The sequence below is a fragment of the Vibrio sp. 2-2(8) genome, from assembly GCF_963888495.1.
GTDB lineage: Bacteria > Pseudomonadota > Gammaproteobacteria > Enterobacterales > Vibrionaceae > Vibrio > Vibrio anguillarum.
The window spans coordinates 1-13,146 of the sequence record NZ_CAWPJM010000013.1; the positions used below are offsets into that span (position 1 = coordinate 1).

Below are 13,146 nucleotides of genomic sequence, written 5' to 3' on the forward strand. Positions count from 1 at the left end.
CATCTTGTACTAACGTGTAGTCTGACTCAGGTAACTGTGACAGCAGTCTGTTTACCAAGAACTCCCCGAACATGCCTTTAAACCATCGGCTCTTGAATATCGAAACGAAAAGTAACAGAGGTATGATGTACCAAACTTGAGCTAAAGCACCTGATAGTAATCCTAATATATCCACGAAACGTCCTTATTCAACTAACGCCCAATTAAGGGGTGAACAACGCCGCCATCCAAACCTAAAGCATTGTGCCATAAACACTAAATTTGAAGTAGAAGCAAAAGTGCCAAGCGTTGAGAATCCCTCTTAAATTGCTTGTTATGCCTGACCTGCCTCTACCGCTGAAAAGTGATGGTTAGGTGTATAAATCAAACAACTCTCATTTGAAACTTGATGAACTACGGCGTACAAAGAATTGATCTGAGTTGATACACCTGAGATAGCAGTATAAAGCTGAAATAGCGATACTTTTCCTGAAATAGCGTTATTTATGAGCTGAAGTCTTTCCCTTTTGTCGATATCAGAATGGAAGAACTCTGAGTTAAACCACAAGTTGATAATTTCTCGATTACTCACCGAGTACCCCATTTCACTACTCATTCTTGTCCTGTTCATAGCATTAAGGTACAAAGCACGGAGACGGTCAATATAGTTCTTTGCCCATTCATCTTTTGCATTTTTCCGAAGAATACCAATAATTCTCTCAACTCTAGTCGGCTCTTTTTCAGCGTAAAAGAATCGAAACTTGAGCGCCAAATATTCAATATGTTCTATATCTGGTGTATTTGCTTTAAATGTAGACTTCTTAATATCTATATCATCAGTAATTTGGCGACTCGAAATTGCTCCCTTATAGTATCGCTTCATAGCAATTTCAAACTCTTCAGCTCTTTTTTTGAACTCTAGAATTGCAGATAATTCGTTGTCTCGAAGAGAAGACAATTCAGTTTCTCGTTCAATTAAAAAGTCTGGAATGTTCAATTTACCTCCTAAGGCATAACGCCCAATTAAGGGGTGAACAATGCCTCCACCCAAACCTAAAGTATTGTGCCATAAACACTAAAACTGAAGTAGAAGCAAAAGTGCCAAGCGTTGTGAATCCCTCTTAAATTGCTTGTTATGTGCGTTTCTTAACTTGTAGCTTCATTACGCCAGTACTTAGCAATAGTGCGCCACCAAAAACTACGCCATAGGCAATATTGATGCACATGATCATACCTATAAAGCCAAAAAATGTACTAAGTAAGCCTACCATCAAGAATATAGGTAAATACTTATCACTTTGTTCAGTGTCACTGCTGTATTTTGCGTCTCTACAACAAATTAGCCCGCTAATGTAGAAGGGAATAGCGAACAAATGAAGCGAACTAGAAACTGCTTTGATTGTTTCGTTATTTACCGAAGATACAGATTCGATGAACAAAAACGATGCAAAAGAAACACCTAGAAGAGCAGATAGAACCCACTCAATTGTCCCATGAAATCTCTCGATATACCCTTTATTGCTATCAACATCCATTTTATATCTCCTAGCACATAACGCCCGCCTAAGGGGCTGACAACGCAAACCACTAAGCTCAAACACAACAGCCGTAACCACCGCAGCTCAATGGGACTGGAAACGCCATGCGTTGACAGTCCCTTTGAGGCGTTTGTTAGTTTCGTAGCCTATTGTTTGCCAATAACTTTTTAACACATTTGCTTGAAAGTGATTTTACGCAAAAGCATCACGCAAACACACGTCCGACGCCAAAAGCTGTGAAGTTGGCTGCCAAAACTTAAAACGATCAAGGTTGAGTCGACCACAGTTAAGAGTCCGCGACAAAAAAAGCACAATTTCAGCGACTTTGAAACTGCGAGCTTTCAACACGTTCTACCAAATCTGCATCAGACAAAACTCAAAAATCAACTTGTGAAACTTGAAAACTAAATGCTGATTTCTCAGCACAATTGGGCTTTGATTTTGATGATTTTCCTAGATAGAAACTAACGCCCGGCTAAGGGGTTGACAACGCATCGCCGAACTCAAAAAACACACTGTAAACACTGAACTTCAATTTTGCACTAAAGCCGCCACGCGTTGGCAATCCCTCTTGAGCCGTTTGTTATGTGGCTATTCCACGTAAGCCAATTAGGTTACCAAATGGGTCTTCAACTTGGCATATCGACAACCCATTTTCGATTTCCATCGGTCCACGATATAACCTTGCGCCAAGAGCTTCGAAATGAGCCAAGGCTTCGACTAAATTAGCGACTGACCAATAGACAACAGTCCCTTTTTTACCAGAATCGACTTTCTCATCTGCTTGCACTATTTCAAGCGAGAAACCGTTTAAATCAAGCACTGTAAAATCGAACTCTGGGTGATATACCAGAACCGCTTCGGGGAAAGCTTTTTGATACCACGCAAGACCAGATTTCACATCAGAAACATGAACAAGAACAGCTACTGGGGTCACATTCTCTCCTGCCACATAACGCCCGCTTAAGGGGCAGACAACGCTACTACCAACTTTCCGCATAACACCATAATCACGAAACCCAACGCATGATAAAAATGCCACGCGTTGGCTGTCCATCTTGAAGCGTTTGTTAGGTTTATATTTCATTGCTATTGATTAATCAAGACAGAACCCCCATATAGTCTATGGATAAGAACACGCCTTACCACTCAGAACATACATTCCCTAACTGAGATAACTGGAGCGTGAAAATAAATATTCCAGATTTCTCAAGGAATGATCTAATGATTGCTTATCTTATTCTCGTTCACCGCTATCCAGATCAATTTAAACGGCTATTTCATGCAATATACCACCCAAATAATCATTACGTTATCCATGTTGACAAAACTTCTGGAAAAGAAATTTCAGATGAAATAACTTTGTTTCTAAATGATTACCAAAATGCTGAAATTCTTGAATCAGAAAATGCACTATGGGGTGGGTATAGTTTAGTTAATATTGAACTTCGTGGTATGGCTAAGCTATTGAATATGAACAAAAGCTGGACGCATTTTATAAACCTAAGTGGACAAGATTTTCCATTGAAAACTCAGCCATATATTCATGAGTTTTTGTCAAATAATAAAGACAAGGAATTTATTCGAGCACTAGACCAAAATGAAGCTAGGCCTGAAACGATGAATCGCATACAAAATATGTGCTTTGAATATAAAGAGCATATTTACCGACCTAAAATAGCTAGAAACTTCATGTCAGGGATAACACCATTTATTGGCACCCAATGGATGATTGTGTCACGAAAATTCTGTGATTTTGTTTGTAACACGGATGCATCTCAGCCCTATAAAGAATTTTATAAAAATACATTTATTGCTGATGAAGGATTTTTCCAAACAGTTATGATGAATAACGATTGTCATGGTGAAATAATTCAAGATGACTTGCGACTTATCGATTGGGTAGCAGATGGAGATATAAAGCTTAGACCGAGGACGTTTACAATGGCCGATATTTCTAACTTAATTTCGAGCCCTAACCTTTTCGCTCGAAAATTTGACCTATTAGAGGACGCTAAAGTCTTGGATAGGATCGAACATCACCTCGCTGCAACAGTCTAATTTTTAATGAGCTACCCTCAACGGGGTGGCTCAAAGAAACCTAACGCCCGGCTAAGGGGTTGAAAACGCACCGCCGAACTTAAAAAACACACTGTAAACACTGAACTTCAATTTTGCACTAAAGTCGCCACGCGTTGGCAATCCCTCTTGAGCCGTTTGTTAGTTGCCCTTGCTCGATTCTAGTGCTAACATTTGTACACACGCAAACTTAGGGAGTTACTCATGGACACTAGAATTCAATTTCGTGTTGATGACGAAGTTAAACGCTTAGCTCAGCAAATGGCTGAGAGCCAAGGTCGCACACTCAGCGATGCTTGCCGTGAACTTACTGAACAAATGGCTGAGCAACAAAGAAAAACATTATCTCATGACGCTTGGTTAACTGAACAAGTAAACTTAGCATTTGAAAAGTTTGACTCAGGAAAAGCTTCATTTGTTGATCATGACTCAGCAAAAGCACGAATGGCTGAACGAAAAGCTAAGATTCGTAGCCGAGGTCAACAATGATTTTATGGGAAGAAGAATCGCTAAATGATCGTGAGAAGATCTTTGAGTTTCTTTATGACTTCAACCCAAACGCGGCAGACAAAACTGACGAAATCATCGAAGCTAAAGTAGAAAATTTACTTGAGCAGCCACTGATGGGTTTTCAACGTGATGGCATTCGAGGACGATTACTAATTATCCCCGAAATCTCAATGATCGTTTCCTATTGGGTTGACGGCTCAACAATTCGTGTAATGCGAGTTCTACATCAGAAGCAGAAATTCCCTACCGACTGATTGTAGTCGGTGGGCAAACTAACGCCCGGCTAAGGGGTTGACAACGCACCGCCGAACTCAAAAAACACACTGTAAACACTGAACTTCAATTTTGAACTAAAGCCGCCACGCGTTGGCAATCCCTCTTGAGCCGTTTGTTAGGCCAACCGATTGACAATGATACTTTCAAAACCAAAGAACGTGCTTTTTTGTAAATTTGAAGCAAATTAAGCCATTCATTTATAAACCAAAATGCTAAATCAGCAAAGAAATAAAAAAACTCAAATTGAGCGGTTTGGAAGAAAAGTGACGAGCGTAGCATGCTCGGCGGACGTTTGGATGCTGAAGGTTATTTTGCCGCTGAATTCACAACGAAAAGCAACCCAACGCGATCACGAAACAACAAATATGTGATGATTATTTATTGCTTAAGTTAAGCCACAAAACATGGAATTTACCGTTCAATTCAAACTCGATTTAGCTGATAAAAACTCACCTTGCCTAACGCCCGGCTAAGGGGTTGACAACGCATAGCCGAACTCAAAAAACACACTGTAAACACTGAACTTCAATTTTGAACTAAAGCCGCCACGCGTTGGCAATCCCTCTTGAGCCGTTTGTTAGCTGCTGCACTTTAGCTGGAGATTTACTACCCAACAGACTAATTTAAAACACATTATTGCTTTCAAGCGGTAAAGTAAAACGGACAACTGAGAAACTAAAACCTAATCCACGAAACGCACTTGGCAAAGAAGAAATAACCGAGAAACTGACGAGCTTCTAGGACTTAAATTTACAAAGAATTATGTCGAAGAAGCCAACAACCAAGTGCGCGGAATCCATTTAAGCGCGAAAGAGCCTCAAAACCAAAGAAGCCACACCAAAGAAATAAACAAACACACCACTTCCCGTAAGAAGACTTCGGTTAGTTCAAACACTTCACGAACAGTGCCACTGGCGAGATACGCGGAAAAGTGCTGACTTTCAGGTGTAAAGCTAGAGCCTCAGACTAAGAAAAATAAACGCTTAATTTTATGATTTTTCTTAACCTCAGCTAACGCCCGGCTAAGGGGTTGACAACGCACTACCGAACTCAAAAAACCACTGTAAACATCGAACTTCAATTTTGTACTAAAGCCGCCACGCGTTGGCAATCCCTCTTGAGCCGTTTGTTAGCCGACATCTACACGATAGAGTGCATTAGCTGGCTTTTCTACGAAATACGACCAAACATGCTTATACACTTCGTGTTGGTTTGGAAATGGAGCCAATCCAAGAGCTTCCTCTAAACTGCACCACTTATACTCTGTATGTTCTTCATTTAAAACCACCCCTTGCTCTGGTGGGCACATCACTACGAAAACAGGTATGAGCTGAATAACATTAACACTGGCTTCGTAGAATTGTTCTAGAAACTGAGCATTATATAGGGGGGAAGCCTCAATTTGTGTTTCTTCTCTGAACTCTCGAGTGATGGCGTCAATGCCTGTTTCGCCTTGTTCAATTGAACCTGCAACATGACACCAGAAGCCACCTTTTACTCGCTTCATAAGTAGAAGCTTCATTTCACCATCAATTTCCGAGACTGCCACCCCTGAAACAACAGATGAATTTAATGGAATCATATTTACCTCTGAATTTGAAATTTTCGCTTGTCGGCTAACGCCCGGCTAAGGGGTTGACAACGCACCGCTGAACTTAAAAAAAACACTGTAAACACTGAACTTCAATTTTGCACTAAAGTCGCCAAGCGTTGGCAATCCCTCTTGAGCCGTTTGTTAGGCCAACAGATTGACAACGACATTTTCAAAACCAAAGAACGAGTTTTTGTGAATTTGAAACCAACTAACTGATTAATTTATAAACCAAAACGCTAAAGCAGCAAAGAAACCAAAAAAACTCAAATTGAGCGGTTTGGAAGAAAAGTGACGAGCGTAGCATGCTCGGCGGACGTTTGGATGCTGAAGGTTATTTTGCCGCTAAATTCACAACGAAAAGCAACCCAACGCGATCAAGAAACAGCAAATATGTGATGACGATTTATGGCTTAACTTAAGCCACAAAACATGGAATTTACCGTTCAATTCAAACTCGATTTAGCTGATAAAAACTCACTTTGCCTAACGCCCGGCTAAGGGGTTGACAACGCACCGCCGGACTCAAAAAACACACCGTAAGCACTGAATTTCAATTTTGCACTAAAGTCGCCACGCGTTGGCAATCCCTCTTGAGCCGTTTGTTATGCAAATTCAATGAGATAAACTAACTTTACACGACCAAAAACCACAATCGCAATGGTTGAGTGATTCAAGAATCAACCCAAGCAAGAACTATGATAAATGAGCCGCCAAAACAAAGTCCACCTTTCAGCAACAAACCAAGCTTTTGTGTCAGGAAAACTCAACGAGCGAAAACTTCAGCAAGTACAAAATGCGCGATAAACTTGCCCTTTCCACACTTTGTGCCCACTGAATTTACAACGCGCCAACGCTAAAACTCATTGAGGCAAACAAAGAACCTTGTCTGTTTTACGGCTTGAGTAAACCACGAATTTTAGGGTAAAAATGCTCATTTGCCGACAACACAAAACGAATGGCCGGAGAAATCCCACAAGATTGAACCCCTAATTTTACCTGAGTTGCATAACGCCGCATTAAGTGGTGAGCAACGCCTCCACCAAACCTAAACAATTGTGCCGTAATCACTTAAGCTGATTCAAACTGAAAATGCCGGGCGTTGGGAATCCATCTTAAATGCTTTGTTATGCGCCACTTGCGATTACCTCAAATTAATACCATAATTAGGTACTATTTGGTATTAGGAGATTACAATGGCTAAAAATACTAGCATCACTCTCGGCGACCACTTTGATGGTTTTATTAGTAGCCAAATCCAAAGTGGACGCTATGGCTCAGCAAGTGAAGTAATTCGTTCCGCTCTACGTTTACTCGAAACACAAGAAACGAAAATGAACACTTTACGACAACTGCTCGTTGAAGGTGAAGAAAGTGGTATGGCTGATTATGACCTCGATTCGTTTATCAGTGAACTAGATAGCGAAGAAAGAAAATGAAACCATTCCAACTAACCAACAAGGCAAAATCTGATTTAAAAGATATTGCCTTATTTACCTCTCGCAGGTGGGGCCGCGAGCAACGAAATATTTATCTCAAACAATTCGATGAATCATTTTGGCTACTCGCTGAAAATCCTGATATCGGTAAAACTTGTGATGAAATCAGAGATGGCTACCGAAAATTTCCACAAGGAAGCCATGTTATTTTTTATCAACAAATTGGTAGCCAAAACATCCAGATCATAAGAATCTTGCATAAGAGTATGGATGTAAATCCAATCTTTGGCGCATAACGCCCGGCTAAGGGGTTGACAACGCACCGCCAAACTTAAAAAACACACCGTAAACACTGAACTTCAATTTTGCACTAAAGTCGCCAAGCGTTGGCAATCCCTCTTGAGCCGTTTGTTAGGCCAATAGATTGACAACGATACTTTAGAAACTCAAGAACAAGGCTTGTTTGAAAACTGAAAACCAACTAAGCGATTAATTTATAAACCAAAATCTCAAATCAGCAAAGAAACCAAAAAACTCAAATTTAACGGTTTGGAAGAAAAGTGACGAGCGTAGCATGCTCGGCGGACGTTTGGATGCTGAAGGTTATTTTGCCACTAAATTCACAACGAAAAGCAACCCAACACGATCAAGAAACAGCAAATATGTGATGACGATTTATTGCTTAAGTCCAGCCATGAGAACATGGAATTCGCCGTTCAATTCAAACCCGATTTAGCTGATAAAAACTCACTTTGCCTAACGCCCAATTAAGTGGTGAACAACGCACTGACCAAGTCACTGCATTGCACCGTAAAACACTTTACCTGACGCATAGTAAAACTGCCACGCGTTGAGAATCCACTTGAATTGCTTGTTATGTGAATTTTACCGTGAATTCAAAGTAAACCACCGTAGAAACGAAGGAATTTGAATAAGTTACGTGCAAAAACGATGCTTACCAAAGCCTAAATTTTACAGCGATCTGAGCCAAAGAGAGCCACTTGCAGAATCAACAACAAAGAAAGCGCCCTTTCAGCCACAACAAAACCTTTTGCTTCACCAGACTTTCAGTGCTGAATGTCAGCAAGCAAATCAGTCAAAAATGCATTTCAATTGAAGCGATTTGAAACCGATAAAACTCAACACAAACCAGATCCAAAACTTAATTGAGGCAACCCAAGAACCTTGAAAACGATCAATCTCAAGTTGTTCAAGAATCCATTTCGACTAAGCCAACCTGCCGAAAACACGAAACTAATTCTCAATGAAATCGTAGCTTTGACCTTAAAAACTCATCAAACACATAACGCCCGGCTAAGGGGTTGACAACGCACCACCGAACTCAAAAAACACACCTTAAACACTGAACTTTAATTTTGTACTAAAGCCGCCACGCGTTGGCAATCCCTCTTGAGCCGTTTGTTAGGTGATTGACCAACTACCGCTGAACTGTTCTTCATATATAGATTTGTAACTAATATTAACAGAAAAGTTAGATAGATTAGATAGTATCAACTGGTAGACTTCATCAGACTCTACGTGCCGTTTTGTAGATATAATCCAATAACACTCATTTGACGCAACAACAAAACCTTTTGAAAATATGTTGAACGTAAAATCGCTAGTTTTCAGCGATGGGAATAAAGCTTGGTACGATGATGCGCTAATATCAAATTTTTTGTTATTTCTAAACAAAGCAATGTCATCAATCAATAAAGGCCCTGTTCCCGAATTCCTCAGACACAAACCTACGACTTCGTAATTTTTGGATATAAGGTAGTCGAACTGAAGTCTTGGCCGAACAGATAGACGGTTATGTTTTCTGGTCACAATACCTTGCCAAATAGCAACCAACAAAGCTAAAGATGCAATAAAAATAGACGTTAGCGATATTATCGTATCAACATCAATTCCTAAGAATATATTTTCTTCCACAAAAACTCCTACTTCGATGTTTACGATATAAATAGTTATAAGTCACCTAACGCCCGGCTAAGGGGTTGACAACGCATTGCCGAACTTAAAAAACACACTGTAAACACTGAACTTCAATTTTGTACTAAAGCCGCCACGCGTTGGCAATCCCTCTTGAGCCGTTTGTTATGCAAATTCAATAAGATAAACTTAACTTACACGACCAAAAGCCACAATTGCAATAGTTGAGTGATTCAAGAATCAACCCAAGCAAGAGCCGTGATAAATGAGCTACCAAAACAAAGTCCACCTTTCAGCAACAAACCAAGCTTTTATGTTAGGAAAACTCAACGAGCGAAAACTTCAGCAAGTACAAAATGCTCGATAAACTTGTCCTTTCCACACTTTGCGCCCGCTGAATTGGCAGCAAGCCAACGCTAAAAATGATTGAGGCAAACCAAGAATCTTGTCTGTTTTACGGTTTGAGTTAACCACGAATCTGAGGGTGAAAAAGTTCATTTGCCGACAACACAAAACGAATAGCCGGAGAAATCCCAAAAGATTGAGCCCCTAAATTAACCTGAGTTGCATAACGCCCAATTAAGTGGTGAACAACGCACTGACCAAGCCACTGCATTGCACCGTAAAGCACTTTACCTGACGCATAGTAAAACTGCCACGCGTTGAGAATCCACTTGAATTGTTTGTTATAAGCGTGGTTGAGTATCCCGATGAACCAAAATTACATTTTCATTCGACACCGGTATTTCAAACCAAGACCAGAACAATTTCAACATTTCAGGTGTCATTTCATACGACTTACCATCCAAGTCTGAATTACGTGAAAATGCCCTTTGTTGGCATATTTCGAAGGGAACATCAAGATAGTGAACTTCACTCTCAACGCCCACTTCTGATGCCCAGCTCGTAAAAGTGTCTCGGTCCGCTTTACGCCAGAAACCAAAATCGAAAATAACCGGAACACCGAGAGCAAAAAGCTGGAGAGCAGACTCTTTGAATAAATCTTGAAGCGTAGCTAAGCGACTGTCGAAGACTTCACGCTCCATATGTTCACCATATAAAGGAATCATCCATTCATCAGTGGAGAAGCGAAAAGCTCCATGCTTATTTGCAAGCTCCTTGGAATAGGTAGTTTTACCCGAACCAATAAAACCGCATACGAAATAGATTTTGGTCATAATTCCTCTTTAGCTTATAACGCCCGGTTAAGGGGTTGACAACGCACCACTTAACTCAAAAAACACGCCGTAAACGCTGAATTTCAATTTTGAACTAAAGTCGACTAGCGTTGGCAATCCCTCTTTAACCGTTTGTTATGCTTATTTTTTGAGCTTCACAACTTCACCACTCAATGCAACTCCAGCCATTACGGCTCCAGCACCACATTGAAAAGTATCGTTGCTTGAAGTGAGGTTGTTTTTGTAATTTGATTTGATATTAACTACTGCATTTCCACCCTCTTTTATCGCTCTGTCTTTAAGAGCAATCATGGCAGAAAGAAAAACCCAGTTGCACGCTTCTTCATCTGTTTTATTGAAAGCGTTCGTTTTTTTACTGGTTTTAAATTCACCTAATTCTTTGAGAACTTTGCCGTAACTCTGCTCGCCAAAGTAAAATGAAACTTCAGAGCCTAATTTAGATTTAGCCACTTCGGAGCTCATTGCCTTTTTAATCGAATAATTACCCACATCATCTCTAGCAAAAGTGTTAGATGAGAAGAAAGCCAGTGATGAAAGAGCTAGAATTGTTAATTTTTTCATTGTGATATATTCCAAAATAGTTTGATTGTGACTAGAGCATAACGCTGCGTTAAGTGGTGAGCAACGCGACCACAATCCTAAAACGTTGCGCCTTAAACACAAAACTCAACTTAGAGCCGAAACTCCCAAGCGTTGGGAATCCGTCTTAAACGCCTAGTTAGCTGCTGCACTTTCGCTAGCAAATTACGCCAAAATGCCTAATTTGGAACACATTATTGCTTTCAAACAGCAAAGTAAAATGGACAGCTGTGAAATTAAAACCTAATCCACGAAATGCGCTTGGCAAAGAAAAAATAACCGAGAAAATCACCATTCCTGAGCATGGTAATTTGCAAAGAATTCTATCGAAAAAGCCAACGACAGAGCACACGAAACGAATTTAAGAATGCATAAATTTCAACACCAAAGAAGGCACGCCAACGAACTTAACAAACACAACACTTCCCGTAAGCAGACTTCGTTAAGTTCAAACACTTCCCGAAAAGTGCCACTGGCGAGATAGTTGAGAAGCTGAGATTTGTCCGGTGTGTAGCTAGAAAACCGAAAGCCTTGCCACCCTAAATTCACCGTTTTTCTTAACCCCAGCTAACGCCCAATTAAGTGGTGAACAACGCACTGACCAAGCCGCCGCATTGCACCGTAAAACACTTTACCTAACGCATAGTAAAACTGCCACGCGTTGAGAATCCACTTGAATTGCTTGTTATGTGAATTTTACCGTGAATTCAAAGTAACCCACCGTAGAAATGAAGAAATTTGAATAAGTTACGTACAAAAATGATGCTTACCAATACCTAAATTTCACAGCGATCTTAGCCAAAGAAAACCACTTACAGAATCAACAACAAAGAAAGCGCCCTTTCAGCAACCGCTAAACTTTTTGCTTCACCAGACTTTCAGTGCTGAATGTCAGCAAGCAAATCAGTCAAAAATGCATTTCAATTGAAGCGATTTGAAACCGATAAAACTCAACACAAACCAGATCCAAAACTTAATTGAGGCAATCCAAGAACCTTAAAAACGATAAATCTCAGGTTGTTCAAGAATCCATTTCGACCAAGCCAACTTGCCGAAAAAACGGAACGAATTCTCAATAAAATCGTAGAATTAACCTCAAAAACTCATCCAACACATAACGCCCAATTAAGGTGTGAAGCACGCGACCACAGCACTAAATTTGAACACCGTAAACACTAAATTAGACCCAAACCCAAAATGCCAAGCGTGCTGAATCACTCTTAAATTGTTTGTTAGCATGTTGTTTCCGCTACAAACTCATTCACTTGAGAGCGTGTAGTGAAACGTACTTTAGTACCGTGAAAATCACTGAACAATTGCTGATGGAACTGTCGTGAACTTTTGGATTCTCGAACCGAGTATTCAGAAGCCCATTTCAATAATTCACGAAAATTATTCTCCGCCTGTTCCTCATTAAGTTGCTTCGAGCTCTCCGAACCACGCGCATAAAGAGAGTTTTCACATTCAGACCATTCCAAATCCAAAAATAACAGCATGTCAGCAGAAAAAATAAGCTGTTCGGCTAAAGCACCAAATACCCCCTCAACTACCCAGTTGCATTGAGACTTTATACTAGCAATTTCATTTTCGATTGCTCCGGTGGAGCGTTTTTGATTATAGCCACCTGGCTCCCATACAATCGAGTCCAAGTTAACTTCTTGCAACTGAAGTTTTCGGGATAACTGTTTCGACAACCAACTCTTGCCTGAGCCAGAATTACCAATGATGAGAATTTTCTTCATATTACTCCCGCATGCTAACGCCCGGCTAAGGGGTTGACAACGCACCGCCGAACTTAAAAAAACACACTGTAAACACTGAATTTCAATTTTGCACTAAAGTCGCCAAGCGTTGACAATCCCTCTTGAGCCGTTTGTTAGGCCAATCAATTGACACAATGCTTTCAAAACCCAAGAACAAGTCTTTTTGTAAACTTTAAGCAAACTAAACCGTTCATTTATAAACCAAAATGCTGAATCAGCAAAGAAACAAAAAAACTCAAATTGAGCGATTTGGAAGAA

14 protein-coding genes and 2 pseudogenes are annotated in these 13,146 nt (G+C 40.3%); 5 read left to right on the forward strand and 11 right to left on the reverse strand.

Annotated elements, in window-relative coordinates:
- The 5 genes and pseudogenes from AACV12_RS06000 to AACV12_RS06020 all read right to left on the reverse strand — a co-directional run.
- Window positions 1–175: pseudogene (locus AACV12_RS06000) on the reverse strand (nuclease); the annotation flags it as partial.
- 138 nt (window positions 176–313) lie between these two features.
- Complete coding sequence (locus tag AACV12_RS06005) at window positions 314–976, reverse strand: hypothetical protein (protein ID WP_047690282.1); 663 nt, start codon at window positions 974–976, stop codon at window positions 314–316.
- A gap of 136 nt (window positions 977–1,112) precedes the next feature.
- Complete coding sequence (locus AACV12_RS06010) at window positions 1,113–1,514, reverse strand: hypothetical protein (RefSeq protein WP_170901500.1); 402 nt, start codon at window positions 1,512–1,514, stop codon at window positions 1,113–1,115.
- Between the two features lie 195 nt (window positions 1,515–1,709).
- Window positions 1,710–1,865, reverse strand: coding sequence for a DUF645 family protein (locus AACV12_RS06015; RefSeq protein WP_000910027.1), 156 nt, complete (start codon window positions 1,863–1,865; stop codon window positions 1,710–1,712).
- A gap of 235 nt (window positions 1,866–2,100) precedes the next feature.
- Complete coding sequence (locus tag AACV12_RS06020) at window positions 2,101–2,454, reverse strand: VOC family protein (protein ID WP_094127361.1); 354 nt, start codon at window positions 2,452–2,454, stop codon at window positions 2,101–2,103.
- A gap of 287 nt (window positions 2,455–2,741) precedes the next feature.
- Between AACV12_RS06020 and AACV12_RS06025 the strand changes: the two genes are divergently transcribed.
- The 3 genes from AACV12_RS06025 (at window position 2,742) to AACV12_RS06035 (ending at window position 4,360) form a co-directional block, all read left to right on the forward strand.
- Window positions 2,742–3,578 carry a beta-1,6-N-acetylglucosaminyltransferase gene (locus AACV12_RS06025; protein WP_170901502.1) on the forward strand — a complete coding sequence of 279 codons (837 nt, stop codon included), beginning with the start codon at window positions 2,742–2,744 and terminating at the stop codon, window positions 3,576–3,578.
- A 222-nt stretch (window positions 3,579–3,800) separates the two neighbouring features.
- Window positions 3,801–4,085, forward strand: coding sequence for a type II toxin-antitoxin system RelB/DinJ family antitoxin (locus AACV12_RS06030; RefSeq protein ID WP_026028248.1), 285 nt, complete (start codon window positions 3,801–3,803; stop codon window positions 4,083–4,085).
- On the forward strand, window positions 4,082–4,360 hold the full coding sequence (locus AACV12_RS06035; protein ID WP_017048421.1) for a type II toxin-antitoxin system RelE/ParE family toxin: 279 nt from the start codon (window positions 4,082–4,084) through the stop codon (window positions 4,358–4,360). Before AACV12_RS06030 ends, AACV12_RS06035 begins: the two co-directional genes overlap by 4 nt.
- Window positions 4,361–5,511: 1,151 nt before the next feature.
- On the opposite strand, the gene AACV12_RS06040 is transcribed toward AACV12_RS06035, so the two are convergent.
- Complete coding sequence (locus AACV12_RS06040; RefSeq protein ID WP_017050098.1) at window positions 5,512–5,964, reverse strand: NUDIX hydrolase; 453 nt, start codon at window positions 5,962–5,964, stop codon at window positions 5,512–5,514.
- A gap of 1,205 nt (window positions 5,965–7,169) precedes the next feature.
- Between AACV12_RS06040 and AACV12_RS06045 the strand changes: the two genes are divergently transcribed.
- Window positions 7,170–7,412 (forward strand): type II toxin-antitoxin system ParD family antitoxin, encoded by a 243-nt coding sequence (locus AACV12_RS06045; RefSeq protein WP_017045414.1) that lies wholly within the window; start codon window positions 7,170–7,172, stop codon window positions 7,410–7,412.
- Complete coding sequence (locus tag AACV12_RS06050) at window positions 7,409–7,708, forward strand: type II toxin-antitoxin system RelE/ParE family toxin (RefSeq protein WP_019282621.1); 300 nt, start codon at window positions 7,409–7,411, stop codon at window positions 7,706–7,708. Before AACV12_RS06045 ends, AACV12_RS06050 begins: the two co-directional genes overlap by 4 nt.
- Window positions 7,709–8,834: 1,126 nt before the next feature.
- Here AACV12_RS06050 and AACV12_RS06055 read toward each other — a convergent pair.
- From AACV12_RS06055 to AACV12_RS06075, 5 genes and pseudogenes are all read right to left on the reverse strand, one after another.
- Window positions 8,835–9,347 carry a hypothetical protein gene (locus AACV12_RS06055; RefSeq protein WP_170901504.1) on the reverse strand — a complete coding sequence of 171 codons (513 nt, stop codon included), beginning with the start codon at window positions 9,345–9,347 and terminating at the stop codon, window positions 8,835–8,837.
- Between the two features lie 686 nt (window positions 9,348–10,033).
- Window positions 10,034–10,525 (reverse strand): AAA family ATPase, encoded by a 492-nt coding sequence (locus tag AACV12_RS06060; protein ID WP_170901506.1) that lies wholly within the window; start codon window positions 10,523–10,525, stop codon window positions 10,034–10,036.
- Between the two features lie 141 nt (window positions 10,526–10,666).
- Window positions 10,667–11,107, reverse strand: a complete 441-nt coding sequence (locus AACV12_RS06065) for an excinuclease (protein WP_170901508.1) — start codon at window positions 11,105–11,107, stop codon at window positions 10,667–10,669.
- 1,250 nt (window positions 11,108–12,357) lie between these two features.
- The gene (locus AACV12_RS06070) at window positions 12,358–12,867 is read right to left on the reverse strand and encodes an AAA family ATPase (RefSeq protein WP_170901511.1); all 510 of its coding nucleotides are present in this window, start codon (window positions 12,865–12,867) and stop codon (window positions 12,358–12,360) included.
- Between the two features lie 93 nt (window positions 12,868–12,960).
- Window positions 12,961–13,146: pseudogene (locus tag AACV12_RS06075) on the reverse strand (hypothetical protein); the annotation flags it as partial.